This window comes from Pseudoalteromonas sp. bablab_jr011 (assembly GCF_016464045.1).
Taxonomy (GTDB): Bacteria; Pseudomonadota; Gammaproteobacteria; order Enterobacterales; family Alteromonadaceae; genus Pseudoalteromonas; species Pseudoalteromonas lipolytica.
Window position 1 is genome coordinate 59408 of the sequence record NZ_JACDWU010000304.1, and the last position, 17198, is coordinate 76605.

A 17198-nucleotide genomic window follows, 5' to 3' on the forward strand; every position below is an offset into this window, starting at 1 on the left:
TACTAACTGTGAGTTTTAGGGGTTATCGTAGTAAAAAGTACGCAACAACAACTAAAATAACTAATCCCCAGCCAAGCGCTTCAACATATTGACGTAATTTTTGCTCCATTTTCACGCCCCCCCACTTCATTAAAGCCGACACTAAAAAGAACCGAGCCCCACGTCCAATGGCAGACGCAATTAAGAAAGGTAAAAATGCCATCTGCATTAAGCCTGCCCCAATAGTAAAAACTTTATAAGGAATAGGCGAAAACCCAGCAAGAAATACAACCCACACGCCGTATGTTTCAAACCAGCCTAGCGCAGTATCAAACTTTGCTTGCCAGCCCATTTGAGCAATTAGCGGCTCAACGACGGGCTCAAATAGCCAAAAGCCAAGCAAGTAACCTAAAATACCACCAATAACTGACGCAATAGTAGTAAAGCTGGCAAATCGCCATGCTTTATCTGGCTGAGCGAGTGACATAGGAGCTAACATCACATCTGGCGGAACAGGAAAAAAAACAGATTCAGCAAAGCTCATCCCTGCTAAATAACGCTCTGCGTGACGATGCTTAGCCCACACAAGCGCCATATCATATAACTTAGTAAACAACTTCAAAGTGTAACGTCCTATTCAATATCACCAGGTACTAAAGGTACAAATCGTACTGGTGCAACTTTATGTTCAGTGAATGTGTCGCCATTTCTGACAACCATCATTAATTGCTGATCTTGCTCACCCACGGGGGCTATCATCACACCGCCATCAGCAAGTTGTGCTAGTAACCCTTGCGGCATCGTTGCTGCCGCAGCAGTCACGATAATCCCTTCAAATGGTGCTTGCGATTGCCACCCTTGCCATCCATCACCATGTTTCATCGTTACATTGTATAAATCAAGCTTATGTAAACGGCGCTTTGCTTGCCACTGCAACGCTTTAATGCGTTCAACTGAACACACTTTAGTGAACGTTTTTGCAAGAATCGCGGTTTGATACCCTGATCCCGTGCCAATTTCAAGTACCTTATCGCGTACTCCTGCAAGTCGCAGTAACTCTGTCATTCGCGCAACGATATAAGGCTGCGAAATTGTTTGCCCTTGACCAATAGGTAAAGCGGTATTCTGATACGCTTTATGCTGTAAAACATCATCAACAAACACATGCCGCGGGGTCGTCGCAATCGCCTCAAGTACAGCGGCATCTTCTACGCCATCCCGCTTTAATAATTCAGCCAATGCCAACGCACTGCGATTATAATTAGTCAGCACTATTAATCTCCATCTTCGCTAACCAGCTATCGACGGCTTGAAGACTCTCCTTCGCTGTCATATCAACACTTAACGGTGTTACTGAGGCATACCCATTATTAATGGCGTAAAAGTCAGTCCCTTCTCCTGCGTCACTTTCAGCGCCGAGCGTGCCATACCAAAAAATATCACGCCCCCACGGGTCTTGTTGTTTGGTCATGGTTTCAGCTTTATGACGTGCGCCAAGGCGTGTTACTTTTACTCCTTTGAGTTCTGAAAGAGGAATATCTGGCACATTTAAGTTAATGATCTGATCTTTCGGTAGAGGGTGTGATGCAAGCTCTTTAATGATACCGACAGCCACTGCTGCTGCCGTTTCAAAATGATTCCCTTCTTTAGAACAGAGTGAGACAGCGATCGCTGGCAGCCCTAAGTGGCGGCCTTCGGTTGCGGCTGCAACCGTACCAGAATAGAGCGTGTCATCACCTAAGTTAGCCCCATGATTAATACCAGCCACAACTAAGTCAGGCTGCTCATCGGTTAGCTCATTCACGCCAAGGTGAACACAATCCGTGGGGGTGCCATTAATAGAAATAAAGCCATTATCTAACATGGTCGCACGTAACGGGTTCATTAAGGTTAATGAATTGCTGGCGCCACTGCAGTTACGGTCAGGGGCAACCAGCGTCACATCGGCAATTTGCGTTAACGCATGATATAAAACGGCAATCCCTTTTGCATGCACTCCATCATCATTGCTTAATAAGATTTTCATTTACGCATCCTTTTGTTTTTGTTCTCTTGGGCTGGCGTCTTTATAGTCCACCAGCTCTCGCAAAAGCGCGGTTGCAAAGCAGCCTTTTGGTAAACCAAAACTCAGTTTTACAGTTGTCTCATCAAGTGTTTCAACAGTTAAAGACTCGGGAATTAAGCGCAGCATTCTGCGCTCATTCTTAAGCCCAAGCTCAGCTAATCCCTCTATCCAAGACTGATAAGGGAGCAACCATTGCTTTTCGGTTTCGGTTAAGCCTTTTTCGCCTTTGCCCACCATTGGTGCCGACATAACAATATCGCCAGAGGCTAAACGTGCAATATTGTCATCGCTTATATTGTCTTCAAAAAAGGCATTACTGCCGCTAAGCATAAACACTTCGCGGTGCATGGTTTTCGCAAGACCATGCTCAGCTACACGCATACTTACTATTTCATTGAACACATAAGAACGGGCCGCTGAAATCACTAAACCACGCAGCTTTTTATCGCGAATACGCTCTCCTGCAAACATCCGTTTAGCCATTTCAAGGTTATGCCCTCCATGACCAAATCGCTGTTCGCCAAAGTAATTTGGCACCCCAGCACGCACTGCATTAATACGACACAAAATATCTAAAGGCTCGGTCACATTACGCAGGGTAATCGTAAATCGATTGCCCTTGTGGCAGCCTGTTCTTAATTTACGGTTGTGGCGCTGCTGCGCGATAATAAAGAATTGCTCGTTATTCAGTTCACTAAATTCAATGTGCTTTTTAATCGGCACAGGCACACTAAACCATTGTGTACAAACACCGTGGCGATCTTTTAAACCCGCATAGCTTACATCACGCGGTGATACGCCCGCTTTTTCGGCAATTCGCTTGGCTATAAACTGGGTGTTTTCACCTTTTTTGACGACCTGCAAGCACACATGCTCGCCGCTGCCAGTGAATTCAATACCGAGGTCTTCGTCAACCATAAAGTCTTCAGCAAACGTTTTAAAGTCGGCTTTTGATAGTGGTTTTCCGTATAAATAATTCAATTCACTCATGAATTTTGTTTACTCATAATAACCACTGCGTGGCTTGAAATGCCCTCTTTACGACCTTCAAAGCCCAGCTTTTCGGTGGTAGTGGCTTTCACATTCACTTGCGAAATATCGGCTTCTAAATCAGCAGCTAAATTTTTACGCATGGCTTGAATATGAGGCAGCATTTTTGGTGCTTGAGCTACAATGGTTACATCTGCATTGCCAAGTTCATAGCCTTGCTCTTTTGCAAGCTTAACCACATGACGCAATAATATTCGGCTGTCGATGTTTTCGTATTCACTCGCAGTATCTGGGAAGTGCTTACCAATGTCGCCCATTGCCAGTGATCCTAATATAGCATCACATAATGCATGAATAGCCACATCGCCATCTGAATGCGCTAAAAAACCTTGTGGGTAATCAATTTTTTCACCACAAATAACCAACGGGCCTTCGCCGCCAAATTTGTGAACATCAAAGCCATGGCCAATTCGAATCATGGGGTTCTCTCGTTTTGTTGTTTTTGCAGTAGAAACGCTGCTAAATCTAAATCTTCTGGGGTGGTTATTTTAATGTTGTCACTGCGCCCAGCGACTAATTTTACTGGCTGCTTTGCCCACTCAATCGCCGAAGCTTCATCGGTGATAGTCACGCCGTTCTCTAGGGCATTTGAAAGTGCATCTACAAGCGCCTGATAAGGGAAAAATTGAGGGGTAAGCGCCTGCCATAAATCATCACGTGGCACAGTTTGCTCACTATGAGTATGGCCGCGTTTAATAGTATCTTTGACTTTAGAGGCTAAAATACCGCCCTCGTTAGCTGCTAGGCACTCATCGACCAAACGAGTTATATCGCTTAAACACACTAACGGTCTTGCTGCATCATGCACCAGTACCCAGTCTGGCGGGTTATCAGCAAGTGACAGCAAAGCATTAAGGACTGAGTCGGCACGCTCTGTGCCGCCCGACACTCGTTCTATGCGGCTATCGATTTGAGGTATCACGTCAAAGTAACCATCGTCGTCACTTATTGCTACTTTTATCGTGTGAATAAAATCTAATTCAGCAAGCTTGCTAAGGGTATGCTCTAAAATGGTTTTACCCGCCAGTTCGATATACTGTTTTGGCGCAGAATGTTGCATTCGGCTGCCAACACCGGCTGCGGGAACTATTGCAGTGATTTTCTGTTTAGTTTTCATTTTGTTGTTGGCCTGGCAATACACGAATAAACGTTTCACCAGGTTTAATCATTCCTAATTCATTACGCGCACGTTCTTCTATGCCTTCTTGGCCGAGTTTTAAATCTTTAATATCGGCTTTGAGCACTTTGTTACGTTTTAATAATTTAGCATTTGTATCTTGATGAGAGGCGACCGCTTGTTTTAGACGAGTGTAATCCTGCACACCATTATGGCCAAACCATAAACGATACTGGATAAATAAAGCCAAACATAACAAGGCGAATTGAAACACCCGCATTGAACACTCCTTCGCGGTTAAATTAAGTCAAAGGGCGTTTTAAATTACGCCAATTTATATTGCTTGCTAGTAGCATTTCTCTTAATGACAAACGCTTAGGTGTAATCCGTTTATTAAGTTGCCATTGATGGCCACAACAGGCTGCTGCCATCACTGCTTTTGACGGTTTTAATAACTGCGCTGGCGCGTGTTCTAATGACTCACCGGATAACGTAAACCAACCAAGCTCATTACAATGTACCTTATTGTCGCTTACTTGATCTAAGCTGTCTATGCGCACGGTGGTACATTGCCCGTCATTAATTAGCACGGGGACAATTAACCCACGCTTAGCATATTGACTATAAAAGTCTTCTGATGCACTTTTGCTATATACAGGCGGCGTAGTTTTTTGTTTTTCGAGCCAGCTGCCATTTTGTGAATCAAGCTGTAAAGGCGCATCACCACTGACTATCCGTATTGCTAGTCGCTCTATGTAATAAGGCAAACTTGCCAATAAGCGTCTAAGCCTTGCCGCATCAGGTTCATCGACCAAACGCGGGATTTCTCGAGCATAAAACGCATTACATAACTGTGCATACAAAGCCCGTTCGGCATCAGTTTGCCAAATTTCGGCTTGTGGCGACGGTTCGCTCTGTGGATTAGAAATAGACAATGCCCGCTCTTATAAAACAATTGCTTGACTGTTTTATAGCATAGAGCGTTAATTGAGCGCTACTTTACTGCGCCTTTTTTACCCAGTTTAGCATTACCCGTTTCTAAAAACTGCACAACTGCATCGCGTTTTTTGCCCATTAACAAACTGCCATCGGCTAAAAACATAAAGTTTTGCCAGCAACGTTTAAACACTGCAAAGCTAGTTTCAATAATATTGTCGCGCGCCATACAAAAATACACGGTGGTGTTGGCTTCCCAATCAAGGTGCGCCAAGATTGCCTCGGGGAGTTGTTCTTCGCCAGCTTCCCACGCATTTTCCCAATTAATGGTTTCGGTAAAGCTGTCTTCTTTGCCACACCAATCTGTTTTATCGAAAAAATCTGGGTGATCATGCTCGCGGCTCACCATGGTAGACCAAAGTACAGCGGCACGTTCGCTGGTCATTGGTTTAATTTGCTGCGCATCTGCTGCGTTAATTGGCATGTCTTTATGGCGAAAAACCCATGCTTTTTTGTATTCATCTAACGAAATATAATTCATAGTGTTGACAGTTTATTTAGCATTAAAAAGTGCAAAACGTAATTATACAAGAGATCAAAACATGACTACAGCAATAAAACCTCATCCTCTCAAATCAGGCATATACCAGCATTACAAAGGCCCAAAATACAAAGTAGAGTATGTCGCCACTCACAGTGAAACCGAAGAGCCACTCGTTATTTACCAAGCACTGTATGGTGAGTTTGGTATGTGGGCACGCCCACTCAGCATGTTTTTAGAAACCGTTGAGGTAAACGGCAAAACAGTCCCACGCTTTGCATACCTTTCAGACGCAGAATAACTATGGCATCATAGCATTATTAATCACTGCTCAGACCAGATAAGGTGACATCGTGCTTTTTAATTCAACCGACAACTACATTGCCAGTAACTCATTAAAACAAGCGGTTAACGCAGCCATCTTGCTCGAAAAACCTCTGCTTATAAAAGGTGAGCCCGGCACAGGTAAAACCATGTTAGCCGAGGAGCTTGCAAAAAGCTTAGACACCACGCTTATTCAATGGCATATAAAATCGACCACCAAAGCACAGCAAGGCCTATACGAATATGATGCAGTGTCACGGTTGCGCGACAGCCAGTTAGGTGATGAGCGCGTTCACGACATTGGTAACTACATTGTAAAAGGTAAATTATGGCAAGCCTTCACCTATGGAGAGCAACATAATAAACGCCCCGTGTTGCTGATTGACGAAATCGACAAAGCCGATATCGAGTTTCCAAACGACTTATTGTTAGAACTCGATAAAATGGAGTTTCATGTTTATGAAACCGGTGAGCGCGTTATTGCCAAGCACCGCCCTATTGTTATTATTACCTCAAACAACGAAAAAGAGCTGCCTGATGCCTTTTTACGTCGTTGTTTTTTCCACTACATCGACTTTCCATCGAGCGACGAAATGGCGCAAATTATCGATGTACATCACCCGCATGTTAAGCAAGACTTGGTACGCGAAGCACTTGAAGTATTCTTTAACCTGCGCGATGTAAATGGCATAAAGAAAAAGCCCTCAACCAGCGAGTTACTCGATTGGTTAAAATTATTGATGGCTGAAGATATCGATGCCAAAACACTGCATGATAAAAGCCAAAAAGGCGGCCTAATGCCAATGTTTGGTGCGCTATTAAAGAACGAGCAAGACATTAGCCTCATCGAAAAACTTGCTTTTATGAGTCGTCGTTAAGATGTTAATTGCGTTTTTCTTTAAGTTACGTGAATACCGCTTACCCGTGAGTCTGCGTGAGTTACTTGATTTGATCAACGCGCTCAAGCAAGGGGTCATTTTTGCCGACGTAGACGCGTTTTATTACTTAGCGCGTACCATCATGGTCAAAGACGAAACTCACTTTGACCGGTTTGATAAAGCCTTTGCCGATTACTTTAGCGGGGTTGCTGACCTTGATTTACTCGAAAGCTTAAAACAACAGCATAACCTGCCTAACGACTGGTTGCGCAAAGAGTTTGAAAAACACTTAACAGACGAAGAAAAAGCACAGTTAAAAGCGATGGGTGGCCTCGATAAACTTATGGAAGCCCTGAAACAGCGCCTTGAAGAACAGCAAAAACGCCATGCTGGCGGCAACAAATGGGTTGGCACTGGCGGCACCTCGCCGTTTGGCGCGTATGGCTTTAACCCAGAAGGCGTGCGTATTGGTCAAGACGGTAATCGTAACCGCCGTGCTGTAAAAGTATGGGATAAACGGACATACCGCAACCTCGACAGTGACCGCGAAATTGGCTCTCGCACCATTAAGCTCGCGCTTAAAAAACTGCGTAAATTTGCCCGCACCGGGGCTAGCGACACTCTCGATTTAACCGAAACCATTCGTGCTACTGCAAAGCAAGGTGGCATGCTCGATGTAAAAATGGCACCCGAGCGCCACAATGCTGTAAAAGTGCTGATGTTGTTTGATATTGGCGGCTCAATGGATGATTACATTCATACCTGTGAGGAGTTATTTAGTGCTGCACACAGCGAATTTAAGCACCTCGAGTTTTACTATTTTCATAATTGTTTATACGAACATGTTTGGCAAGACAACGAGCGCCGCCATTCAAACGTGATTGATACCATGACCTTGATTAACAAGTTCACCAGTGACTACAAGGTCATTTTTGTTGGCGATGCCACCATGGGTCCTTACGAAATAGCCTACCCTGGTGGCAGTGTAGAACATTGGAATGAGGAACCCGGCAGCGCCTGGCTAAACCGCATAACAAATCACTTTGATAAAGTCGCTTGGCTCAACCCACAACCGGTTGAGCACTGGCGTTACTATCAATCGATTGATTTTATAAAACAGTTAATGAACAACCGTATGTATCCACTCACCTTAGATGGCATAAGTAATGCGATTAGGGAATTGAGTTAGCCTAGATTGTAGGCGCGATTTTATATCGCGCAATACTAAAAATTGACTTGGGATCAACCCACTGCTGACACACAATGATGCTGGATTTCACTTCGTTCAGGCAAATTAGGTAAACTTCCAAACCAAAAACACCAACGCAAAGCCCACTAAATAAACCAAACCTAGCCAGCTTAGAGTCCGAATTAAGGGGGAATGCACAATACTTGGCTCTGAGCGCACTAAACTAAAGTTAAGCCATGCAAATACTGGGGTGGTAACAAAGGCGAGAGTCATGGCAAACGTAAGCATGGGGCCAAGTGCCGATTTAAAGAATAAAATGATTGCCATACCAGAAAATGCTTGCAGTAAAAGCCACATATTTAAACTGTGTTTAGACTGTTTTACAGGCAGTAATTTGTGCGATTCATTTAAGGTTCTGGCGTAGCCGTCAAGCACGGTAAGCGTGGTGCCAAACATACATAAAAAAGCGATACCCGACACCAATGGCCTTGCCCACTCTCCCATTGTAAGGGCGTACATATCAATAAGCTGTTTAGCAAACGCCACCCCACCTAATTGCACGGCTTGTACCTGTCCGTATTGCACTAATACACCTAGCGAGAAAAACACCAAAGCTAGGGCTGCTGTAAGCCAGTAGCCTAAATTAAAATCAAATAAACCTTGCTGCTTAGTAATAACTTGTTGCTGCTGCTTTTCTTTTAGCCAAAGTGAACTAATCGCTGAGATTTCAATAGGAGCTGGCATCCAGCCCATTAGCGCCACCATAAAGCCAAGCATTGCAAGCTCATACGGCGACGGGCCCACGTAGTCAACTGGAGCCATAAGACCATTATTAATTGCCACCACCAAAGCAGCCACAGTTGTAACAGTAAGCAGCCCCATAATGATTTTAGACACGTTATCGAGCGCCTTAAAATGCCCCAACAACAAAATAAGTAAACAAACAGCCAAAATAATCCAACACAACAAGGTCACCGAAATGGTGATCGGCAGTGCGTAATGTAATAGGCTGGCTGTTAAAAGTAGTACCCCTGCGGTATTCACTACTGCAGCCACAATATTTAACGCAATAAAACTGTAAAAGTAACCCGGCCCTTTTTGCTTGTAGCCCTCAACTAAACTTTGTTTAGTTGCAAGGGTGTATTCCATACCAAATCGAAAGAATGGGTACTTAAGTACATTCACAACAATAATTAGCCAAAATAGTTGCCAGCCAAATAACGAGCCAGCCTGCGTCGACGCCACCAAATGTGAGCCACCAATCGCCGCTGTGGCCATTAATATGCCAGGGCCAAGTGCATTAAGTTTAGATTGCCAATGTGATACTGCTGATTGCATATGCTTTATGTGTTTTATTCTTAGTTACAAGCAACTTACAGCGTTTTAGATGAGATTGGAAGACACTCCTCGCTTCTGAGTTCTAGGATTAAGTTGTCAGTTTATAAAACCAAAAAAGCCAAACATATTTATGTTTGGCTTTCTCTTGTTCGAGGTTTTGCGCTAAATTTTTGTGGCTAACACTTAGCGTCTAATTTATTAGCTTAAATTCATTTCTTGAATAATCTCATGGGCGATTTCCGGCGTTGTGCTCACCGGTTTTTCATGTAGTTTAGCTTTCATTTGCCCTTTACGATGTTTTAGCGATGCATCGAGTTTTTTAGCTGCATTTGCAAGTGCTGGGTACATCACTTCATCTTCTCCTTTAACTGATAAACGTGCACCTTCATAAATAGTGCTGATCTCAGCTTGATACTTGTGATGTTCTTTTGAAAGAATAATATCGAGAGATATTAACGATGGAAAATGGCTAGCAATTTTTGAGAATTTCTCGTTGATATGAGCTCTAACAGCCTCAGTAACGTCAACATGATGACCAGAAATATTAATCTTCATAGGGTATCCTTTTTTCTTGTTACCTCATAGTTAGTATTGGGGGCGATTTGAATTAACACAAGCGAAAATCAAAGATAATTAGTAATTGATTGTAACCACACATGATTTAGATCATGCTCTGCGGATAAAATATGCAAAAGCCCGTATTACACGGGCTTTATAGAAAAGTTATCAACTGCTCATTAAGTGTACGAGCAACAATAATCAGCAAAGTCAGTTACCTTTACGCGAAAGGTAACATTGGCGTCTACATTAAACGAATCTCCAGCCTTCATGGCTTGCCACTCAGTTTCGCCTGGCAGTAACACTTGCCACTCTCCCGCAAGTAACTCCATGTGCTCTTTTTGATTTGTGCCAAACTCAAATTCTCCTGGTTGCATAAAACCTAATGTTTTAGTACTGCCATCGGCAAAAAGCACAACACGGCTCGAAACTTTACCATCAAAATAGACATTCGCTTTTTTTACAACACTTACACTGTCAAACTGAGTCATACTCACTCCTGTTATGTTTTATAATCTTCTTTATTTCAGCCTGCCCGAATTTTAAGTAAGCAGCAACTGAAGATTATTCAATTAACCTCTATATGTGAGCTGATTTTTTTATTATCTTTTATACACTGAGCAATTAAAAAAACAAATAGAGTGCCTATGTGTTCACCAAAACACTAAAAACGCCCCTACGGTATAAAGTACCCAAGTAGCAGTGATAATTATTGCTGATCTGTCGGGTACGTATCGAATCTTTTGACTGGCAGCAAAAATCCATAAAAAAGCCCGCGCAGTGCTAAGACCGCGCGGGCTTTTAAATTTTAGCGACTAAAGCTTAGAACAAAGCGTTTGCTTTGTTTACGATGTTTTCAACCGTGAAACCAAAGTGCTTGAATAACTCACCAGCAGGTGCTGACTCACCAAATGTCGTCATACCTACTACTGCGCCATTTAGGCCTACGTATTTGTACCAGTAGTCTGCAATGCCCGCTTCGATAGCTACGCGGCGTGTTACGCTTGCTGGTAATACGCTTTCTTTGTAGGCTGCGTCTTGCTCATCAAACAAGTCAGTTGAAGGCATAGAAACCACACGTACTTTTTTGCCTTGTGAACGAAGCTCTGCAGCGGCGTCTTGTGCAAGCTGTACTTCTGAGCCCGTTGCAATAAGGATAAGCTCAGGCTCACCATCGCAACTCAGTACGTAACCACCTTTTTTCACATCGCTTAACTGTTGTGCAGTACGCGTTTGTTGCTCAAGACCTTGACGTGTGAAGATCAATGACGTTGGGCCATCTTTACGCTCAATCGCTTGTTGCCATGCAATTGCAGACTCAACTTGGTCACACGGACGCCAGTTAACAAGATTAGGCGTTAAACGCATGCTTGCAATTTGCTCTACTGGTTGGTGCGTAGGGCCATCTTCACCCAGACCAATTGAATCGTGCGTGTATACAAAAATGCTTGGTTGCTTCATTAATGCAGCCATGCGTACCGCATTACGCGCGTATTCCATAAACATTAAGAATGTTGCGCCGTAAGGAATAAAGCCTTTGTGCAGTGCAATACCATTCATAATTGCCGACATACCAAACTCACGGACACCGTAGTAGATGTAGTTACCGCTTGCGTCGTCTGCTGTTACGCCTTTTGAACCATCCCAAATTGTTAAATTTGAACCAGCAAGGTCAGCTGAGCCGCCCATAAACTCTGGTAATAATGGACCAAATGCATTCAGTGCATTTTGTGAAGCTTTACGTGTTGCAGGGTTTGCAGGGTTTGCTTGCAGCTCTTCGATGTACGCTTGTGACTTTTCAGCCCAATCTGCTGGCAATTCGCCATTTGTACGACGCTTAAATTCTGCTGCTAGCTCTGGGTGTGCATTTGCGTATGCCGCAAACTTTTCGTCCCAGTTTGATTCAAGCTGTTGGCCCTTTTCTTTTGCGTCCCATTCGCTGTAGATATCAGCTGGGATTTCAAATGCTTCGCCTGTCCAGCCTAAGAACTCACGTGCCGCTTTGATCTCATCATGACCAAGTGGAGCACCATGACAGTCATGACTACCCGACTTATTAGGTGAACCGTAACCAATCACTGTTTTACAACAAATTAATGATGGCTTGTCGGTAATACTACGTGCTTCTTCGATGGCTGCGCGGATGGCCTCTGGGTTATGGCCATCAACATCACTCACCACGTGCCAGCCATATGCTTTAAAACGTGCAGGTGTGTCGTCGCTGAACCAACCTTCTACTTCACCGTCGATAGAGATGCCGTTGTCATCCCAAAACGCAACAAGTTTACCCAGGCCTAATGTGCCCGCTAATGAACAGGCTTCGTGAGAGATACCCTCCATTAAACAGCCATCACCCATAAACGCGTAGGTAAAGTGATCAACGATGTCGTGGCCTTCACGGTTAAATTGAGCAGCAAGCGCTTTTTCAGCAATTGCCATACCTACCGCATTTGTGATCCCTTGGCCTAATGGGCCCGTAGTGGTCTCAATACCTGGTGCATAGCCATACTCTGGATGCCCTGGTGTTTTTGAATGCATTTGACGGAAGTTTTTAATTTCTTCAAGTGGTAAGTCGTAACCACTTAAATGTAGTAGAGAATAAATCAGCATCGAACCGTGGCCATTTGAAAGAATAAAGCGATCACGGTCTGCCCACTCTGGGTTCGTCGGGTTGTGCTTTAGATAATCGCGCCATAGTACTTCTGCGATATCTGCCATGCCCATAGGGGCTCCAGGGTGGCCAGAGTTGGCCTGTTGTACTGCGTCCATTGATAAGACGCGAATAGCATTTGCAAGTTCTTTGCGAGATGGCATGAATTCTCCTACCTTTAATGTATTTGCGCTGGTTGTTTGTTAAGCCCCATTCTTACTTATTGTATGGGTGCAGTGCAATTAAAAATCCGTATTAAATGGGTCTATTACCACTGTTTATTAAGAACGAAATGTTATTAGTAATTTAAAATAGACGTCTAGGCGTAAAATAACTATGCAAACATAATTGTTTTAGATAAAATACGCCCCTTAATTTTTTAGCGCTATTACCGACGTTAGTGAAGCGCAATATTTGTGAGCAGAAATACAATGGCAAAACATTTATTTACTTCTGAATCTGTATCTGAAGGTCATCCGGATAAAATCGCGGACCAAATCTCTGACGCGGTTCTAGATGCTATCTTAGAGCAAGATTCTCATGCCCGTGTTGCATGTGAGACTTACGTTAAAACTGGTATGGTTATGGTGGGTGGTGAAATCACTACTAGCGCGTGGGTTGATATCGAAGAAATTACACGTAAAACTGTACGTGAAATCGGTTACACGCATTCAGACATGGGTTTTGATGCTGACTCGTGCGCAATCCTAAACACTATCGGTAAACAATCTCCAGACATCAACCAAGGTGTTGACCGTGCACGTCCAGAAGACCAAGGCGCGGGTGACCAAGGTTTAATGTTTGGTTATGCATGTAACGAAACAGACGTTTTAATGCCTGCACCAATCACGTATTCACACCGTTTAGTTCAGCGTCAAGCGCAAGTTCGTAAAAGCGGTGAGCTTAACTGGTTACGCCCAGATGCAAAATCACAAGTAACATTTGCATATGAAAATGGTAAGCCGGTAGGTATTGATGCTGTTGTTCTTTCAACGCAACACTGTGATTCAATCTCACAAAACGACCTAGTAGAAGCGGTAATGGAAACCATCATTAAGCCGGTTCTTCCAGCAGAGCTTATCTCTAGCGCAACGAAATTCTTCATCAACCCAACTGGCCGTTTCGTTATCGGTGGTCCAATGGGTGACTGTGGTCTGACTGGCCGTAAAATCATCGTTGATACATACGGTGGTATGGCGCGTCACGGTGGTGGTGCTTTCTCAGGTAAAGATCCATCAAAAGTTGACCGTAGCGCTGCATACGCGGCACGTTACGTTGCTAAAAACATGGTTGCTGCGGGTCTTGCTGACAAGTGTGAACTTCAAGTTTCTTACGCTATCGGTGTTGCAGAGCCAACATCTATCAGCATCGAGACATTTGGTACAGGTAAATTAGAAGAAGCACGTCTAATCGAATTAGTGCGTGAACACTTCGACCTACGTCCTTACGGCTTAATCCAAATGCTTGATCTTGAGCGTCCTATCTATCAACCGACTGCCGCTTATGGTCACTTCGGTCGTGAAGAGTTCCCTTGGGAGCGTACAGACAAAGCAGACGCACTTCGCGCAGCTGCTGGCCTGTAATAGGGTATACAGACTGAAAAAGCGCCATTTTGGCGCTTTTTTTGTGTTTAATTTTTTACTCTAAATTTTTATACCATTGCGCTTATACCATTACGCTTAATTAAGTGGTCTATTTTGAGGCAATAAAACCGCGTTGATAACAAGGCAAAAATTTAGTTATTTAGTTGTTCTCAGCAATTGCTCCTGCATTGCTCTACCTCCTGCATCCATGCTGTCGTAAATCAGATATTTTTAACGCAGATAGCGACTGGTTTAATCGCTCAAAATGATTAAGTATTATTGCGATTGGTATTAATTACAGTAACGTCATTATCTTTTCATACATCGCCACCAGCCAAACCAGTGCTAAAATAACCAATGACAAGGTCACCGCTGCCGAGGCCATATCCTTTGCGCGCCCAGACAGTACATGATATTCAATCCCCACTCTGTCAGTCAGCGCTTCGATGGCCGAATTGAGTAGTTCAACAATCAACAGTAATAAATACGGAATAAACAACACGAGCCAATGAGTCAGTGACTGCGCCAGAAAAACCGATAACGGTAATAAACACACCCCTAAATAAATTTCTGAGCGAAAAGCTGACTCTTCTTTAAATGCGGCCTTAAAACCTTTAATTGAGCACCTTGTGGCTTTTAAAATACGTCCAATACCAATGCCGTTGGGTTTATTGACCAAGGGGATTTTGGGTTCTTTCATGCTGTTCCTAGTACGAATAAACTTCGCAGATAATATTCATAAATACCTAAAATGTCATCTTCGCTTTACTAAGATAAGCACTTTCCTGGCACACTTGGGGGATTTGTCCGTGAAAACGCATTCTTTTTTAGCTGTTCACGCAATGCTTGTAATGACTTAAACACACTTTTTAAAGATACTTTATTACTTAACCAATGCGGAATAGCACCGCTTGGGTCTGCATACGCTTGGTGGGTAATCAGTAAGTTATTTTGCTGTTGCTCTAAGCGCCAATAAGCGGTGAGCTCTTTAATACGCACCACCCCTTTTACCAAAGGTTTAACGTGGGGCTGGCTGGTAATTTTAAGCTCGGTTTTATTATCGCTTAAGGTGTGATAGCAAGAGTAGCTCACTAAATCACGATCAGAAACCGGCCAAGGCGAGTTAAAGCGCGTATAAACAAGCGTCTCTGCGGGGCTAAGCCGCTCTATTAGGGTTACACTTTGAACATTTTCGAGCCAATTTGGCGCGTTGTCGGTGTCGCTAAGTAAGGCCATAAAGTCATCTGCCTTGGTATCTTCAACAACCACAGATGCATTAATTTCGATAATGCCACTGTCATGTTTTTGATACGTGACCTTTATACCTTCTTGCTGCTTGTATGTATGCCATTCTATTGGGGTCGCGACAGTTGAACAACTAAACCACGCTAACCCAATGAATAGCCAACGATTCACAGATTTATAACCAGTAGGGATCAGTATTGAATGAGGCATGACGACTTTGTTCCATGGCGCTCACTAAAAATTCTGACTTTTGCTCGAGCCACGTTTGAATCTTTGCTAATTCCTGATCGTCTTGTCCTGCACACAACTGCTTTAAATACTCAAGAGTACTGAGCTCGTAAATACCATGCGAAATATCTAACCAAGGAATACGAAACTCGCTTCTGTCGTCTTTATTGAATAATGCCCCCAAACAGTTACCACTTAAAAGAGAGTTTTCTAGACGAGTACGCAACGATAAATAGTCTTTATCACTCAGTGCTTGTTGTTCAGGAATAAGCTCATGCATATCGTGCCAATCTTTTGCAAATAAGCGCTTGGCTATATCTGCTACTGGTTTTTCTGCAGCTTGGAACTCTGCCTGCCCCCACGACTTACGCCATTGCTTTTCAATCAACCAGGTGGTCAATTGCAACAGCAAACGGTTGTAACGGGTGCTGTGAAATAACGCTTTTACATCGTCAATACTCGGCTGAAGCTCTTTTAGGTCGTTAATCACTTGAGTTAGCTCTGGTGCGCTATTAATTTTTTTATAATAGGCGTGACGTTTTGAGGTATAGGTTTTTAACTGAATGGCGTTTTCAACCCACGCCAACTCACTCAGCAACCACTTTAACTCAGTACGTAATGACTCTGTATCATCTTTACTAACAATATCATCGAACAGCCAAAAGGTGTGGCGAATTAATCGAATGCCATCAGTGACTCGTTTTAAGGTTTTTAAGCTCGGCTTGATGAAGTAACAGGCTTCATGCTTTTGTACAAAGCGAATCGCGTAATTTATCCCTGCGACCAAAGCTTGTTCTTGTGTGGCCTCTTTTTTAAGAGGCACAAACCCAATCGATTTACTTGCTTTTAGTGGGGTGTTATCGGCTAAGCCATAACCTCGTGCAGCTTTCGAATATAGCCCAAGACGTACATTACATTCGCTAACCAGTTTATCTGCAAGGGCAAATAACTCGTGGCGACTGCCTTCAATTAATTCCACTTCAAGCTCAGAGATCAGCTCAACTTTACCTGACGCTGCAATTTCACCTTTATCAAGTACAACCTCAATTTTAGCTCCACTGTTGGTTTCGATTAACCACGTGCGACGAATAAAGTTAGTACTAAAAATAGGGTACAGGTTGTCGGCAATCGCATTAACTTGCATGCCATGCGGCCAAATTGTGGCATCAAAAGCCATTAAATCTGGGCGACCACCTTCTAAAGGTAAGTTATATTCTGGGCGTTGATGTAATCCACCTACAACTTCGCCAGCGAGTTTAATCGTTTGCTCGCACTGGTTATCACAGCAGCGGGTACGCAAACCAATATCCAGTGCGCGTAACTCACGACTTGGCGTATCATAGTAAGCATTTTGTAAGCTGCGTGACGGTTTATTTGTAACGGTTTTTGCAAATTGAGTAATTAATGCGGGGATCAGTGGAACAACGGCATCTGACACCAAAAACTTCAGTTCTATCTCAGTATCCATTCGTTTTGCGGAGTACATTTAAAATAAATAAGTGCTCAAAATAAACAAA

The 17198-nt window shown here is 43.5% G+C and carries 20 protein-coding genes; 4 read left to right on the forward strand and 16 right to left on the reverse strand.

Annotation, left to right across the window (positions count from 1 at the left end):
* Positions 1–22: 22 nt before the first annotated feature.
* The 9 genes from JIG41_RS19770 to JIG41_RS19810 are packed head-to-tail and all read right to left on the reverse strand — an operon-like array spanning position 23 to position 5688.
* Positions 23–601, reverse strand: a complete 579-nt coding sequence (locus JIG41_RS19770) for a YqaA family protein (protein WP_065978037.1) — start codon at positions 599–601, stop codon at positions 23–25.
* An 11-nt stretch (positions 602–612) separates the two neighbouring features.
* Entirely contained in the window at positions 613–1251 is a 639-nt protein-coding gene (locus JIG41_RS19775) for a protein-L-isoaspartate(D-aspartate) O-methyltransferase (RefSeq protein WP_036970812.1), read from the reverse strand.
* On the reverse strand, positions 1241–2005 hold the full coding sequence (gene surE, locus JIG41_RS19780; protein WP_118844020.1) for a 5'/3'-nucleotidase SurE: 765 nt from the start codon (positions 2003–2005) through the stop codon (positions 1241–1243). Before surE ends, JIG41_RS19775 begins: the two co-directional genes overlap by 11 nt.
* Positions 2006–3034 carry a tRNA pseudouridine(13) synthase TruD gene (gene truD / locus JIG41_RS19785; RefSeq protein ID WP_118844019.1) on the reverse strand — a complete coding sequence of 343 codons (1029 nt, stop codon included), beginning with the start codon at positions 3032–3034 and terminating at the stop codon, positions 2006–2008.
* Positions 3031–3513: a 2-C-methyl-D-erythritol 2,4-cyclodiphosphate synthase gene (gene ispF, locus JIG41_RS19790; protein ID WP_036970817.1), complete on the reverse strand. Its 483-nt coding sequence runs from the start codon at positions 3511–3513 to the stop codon at positions 3031–3033. The genes truD and ispF overlap by 4 nt, the downstream gene beginning before the upstream one ends.
* Complete coding sequence (ispD, locus tag JIG41_RS19795) at positions 3510–4211, reverse strand: 2-C-methyl-D-erythritol 4-phosphate cytidylyltransferase (protein ID WP_065978035.1); 702 nt, start codon at positions 4209–4211, stop codon at positions 3510–3512. Before ispD ends, ispF begins: the two co-directional genes overlap by 4 nt.
* Positions 4201–4491, reverse strand: a complete 291-nt coding sequence (ftsB, locus tag JIG41_RS19800) for a cell division protein FtsB (RefSeq protein WP_036970819.1) — start codon at positions 4489–4491, stop codon at positions 4201–4203. The genes ispD and ftsB overlap by 11 nt, the downstream gene beginning before the upstream one ends.
* Positions 4492–4513: 22 nt before the next feature.
* A complete protein-coding gene (locus JIG41_RS19805; RefSeq protein ID WP_065978034.1) occupies positions 4514–5146 on the reverse strand; it encodes a hypothetical protein in 633 nt (210 codons plus the stop codon).
* Between the two features lie 59 nt (positions 5147–5205).
* Positions 5206–5688 (reverse strand): DUF2947 domain-containing protein, encoded by a 483-nt coding sequence (locus JIG41_RS19810; RefSeq protein ID WP_036970820.1) that lies wholly within the window; start codon positions 5686–5688, stop codon positions 5206–5208.
* 61 nt (positions 5689–5749) lie between these two features.
* Between JIG41_RS19810 and JIG41_RS19815 the strand changes: the two genes are divergently transcribed.
* The 3 genes from JIG41_RS19815 to JIG41_RS19825 are packed head-to-tail and all read left to right on the forward strand — an operon-like array spanning position 5750 to position 8079.
* Positions 5750–5989, forward strand: a complete 240-nt coding sequence (locus tag JIG41_RS19815) for a DUF1653 domain-containing protein (RefSeq protein ID WP_065978071.1) — start codon at positions 5750–5752, stop codon at positions 5987–5989.
* A gap of 52 nt (positions 5990–6041) precedes the next feature.
* Entirely contained in the window at positions 6042–6890 is an 849-nt protein-coding gene (locus JIG41_RS19820) for a MoxR family ATPase (protein WP_075594100.1), read from the forward strand.
* A gap of 1 nt (position 6891) precedes the next feature.
* Positions 6892–8079: a VWA domain-containing protein gene (locus JIG41_RS19825; RefSeq protein WP_036970823.1), complete on the forward strand. Its 1188-nt coding sequence runs from the start codon at positions 6892–6894 to the stop codon at positions 8077–8079.
* 105 nt (positions 8080–8184) lie between these two features.
* Here JIG41_RS19825 and JIG41_RS19830 read toward each other — a convergent pair whose 3' ends face one another.
* The 4 genes from JIG41_RS19830 to tkt all read right to left on the reverse strand — a co-directional run bounded on the left by JIG41_RS19830 (position 8185) and on the right by tkt (position 12789).
* Positions 8185–9357, reverse strand: a complete 1173-nt coding sequence (locus JIG41_RS19830; RefSeq protein ID WP_143474494.1) for an NRAMP family divalent metal transporter — start codon at positions 9355–9357, stop codon at positions 8185–8187.
* Between the two features lie 258 nt (positions 9358–9615).
* Positions 9616–9972: a ribosome hibernation-promoting factor, HPF/YfiA family gene (hpf, locus tag JIG41_RS19835; protein WP_036970825.1), complete on the reverse strand. Its 357-nt coding sequence runs from the start codon at positions 9970–9972 to the stop codon at positions 9616–9618.
* Between the two features lie 182 nt (positions 9973–10154).
* Positions 10155–10466 (reverse strand): pyrimidine/purine nucleoside phosphorylase, encoded by a 312-nt coding sequence (locus JIG41_RS19840; protein WP_036970827.1) that lies wholly within the window; start codon positions 10464–10466, stop codon positions 10155–10157.
* A gap of 331 nt (positions 10467–10797) precedes the next feature.
* The gene (gene tkt, locus JIG41_RS19845) at positions 10798–12789 is read right to left on the reverse strand and encodes a transketolase (protein ID WP_036970828.1); all 1992 of its coding nucleotides are present in this window, start codon (positions 12787–12789) and stop codon (positions 10798–10800) included.
* Between the two features lie 267 nt (positions 12790–13056).
* Here tkt and metK point away from each other — a divergent pair, with 267 nt between their 5' ends.
* Positions 13057–14208, forward strand: a complete 1152-nt coding sequence (gene metK, locus JIG41_RS19850; protein WP_036970829.1) for a methionine adenosyltransferase — start codon at positions 13057–13059, stop codon at positions 14206–14208.
* Between the two features lie 295 nt (positions 14209–14503).
* Here the strand turns inward: metK and JIG41_RS19855 are convergent, their stop codons facing one another.
* The 3 genes from JIG41_RS19855 to JIG41_RS19865 all read right to left on the reverse strand — a co-directional run bounded on the left by JIG41_RS19855 (position 14504) and on the right by JIG41_RS19865 (position 17149).
* Positions 14504–14908 (reverse strand): diacylglycerol kinase, encoded by a 405-nt coding sequence (locus JIG41_RS19855; protein WP_036970830.1) that lies wholly within the window; start codon positions 14906–14908, stop codon positions 14504–14506.
* 68 nt (positions 14909–14976) lie between these two features.
* Positions 14977–15663, reverse strand: a complete 687-nt coding sequence (locus JIG41_RS19860) for an START domain-containing protein (RefSeq protein ID WP_180311367.1) — start codon at positions 15661–15663, stop codon at positions 14977–14979.
* A complete protein-coding gene (locus tag JIG41_RS19865) occupies positions 15629–17149 on the reverse strand; it encodes a CYTH and CHAD domain-containing protein (RefSeq protein ID WP_036970831.1) in 1521 nt (506 codons plus the stop codon). Before JIG41_RS19865 ends, JIG41_RS19860 begins: the two co-directional genes overlap by 35 nt.
* Positions 17150–17198 lie beyond the last annotated feature (49 nt).

Coding starts and splice junctions, on each gene's coding strand:
- JIG41_RS19810 (WP_036970820.1), bottom strand. CDS start 5,688: ATGAATTATATTTCGTTAGATGAATACAAAAAAGCATGGGTTTTTCGC.
- JIG41_RS19865 (WP_036970831.1), bottom strand. CDS start 17,149: ATGGATACTGAGATAGAACTGAAGTTTTTGGTGTCAGATGCCGTTGTT.
- hpf (WP_036970825.1), bottom strand. CDS start 9,972: ATGAAGATTAATATTTCTGGTCATCATGTTGACGTTACTGAGGCTGTT.
- JIG41_RS19815 (WP_065978071.1), top strand. CDS start 5,750: ATGACTACAGCAATAAAACCTCATCCTCTCAAATCAGGCATATACCAG.
- truD (WP_118844019.1), bottom strand. CDS start 3,034: ATGAGTGAATTGAATTATTTATACGGAAAACCACTATCAAAAGCCGAC.
- JIG41_RS19855 (WP_036970830.1), bottom strand. CDS start 14,908: ATGAAAGAACCCAAAATCCCCTTGGTCAATAAACCCAACGGCATTGGT.
- JIG41_RS19860 (WP_180311367.1), bottom strand. CDS start 15,663: ATGCCTCATTCAATACTGATCCCTACTGGTTATAAATCTGTGAATCGT.
- metK (WP_036970829.1), top strand. CDS start 13,057: ATGGCAAAACATTTATTTACTTCTGAATCTGTATCTGAAGGTCATCCG.
- ispD (WP_065978035.1), bottom strand. CDS start 4,211: ATGAAAACTAAACAGAAAATCACTGCAATAGTTCCCGCAGCCGGTGTT.
- JIG41_RS19825 (WP_036970823.1), top strand. CDS start 6,892: ATGTTAATTGCGTTTTTCTTTAAGTTACGTGAATACCGCTTACCCGTG.
- JIG41_RS19840 (WP_036970827.1), bottom strand. CDS start 10,466: ATGACTCAGTTTGACAGTGTAAGTGTTGTAAAAAAAGCGAATGTCTAT.
- surE (WP_118844020.1), bottom strand. CDS start 2,005: ATGAAAATCTTATTAAGCAATGATGATGGAGTGCATGCAAAAGGGATT.
- JIG41_RS19830 (WP_143474494.1), bottom strand. CDS start 9,357: ATGGCCACAGCGGCGATTGGTGGCTCACATTTGGTGGCGTCGACGCAG.
- ftsB (WP_036970819.1), bottom strand. CDS start 4,491: ATGCGGGTGTTTCAATTCGCCTTGTTATGTTTGGCTTTATTTATCCAG.
- tkt (WP_036970828.1), bottom strand. CDS start 12,789: ATGCCATCTCGCAAAGAACTTGCAAATGCTATTCGCGTCTTATCAATG.
- ispF (WP_036970817.1), bottom strand. CDS start 3,513: ATGATTCGAATTGGCCATGGCTTTGATGTTCACAAATTTGGCGGCGAA.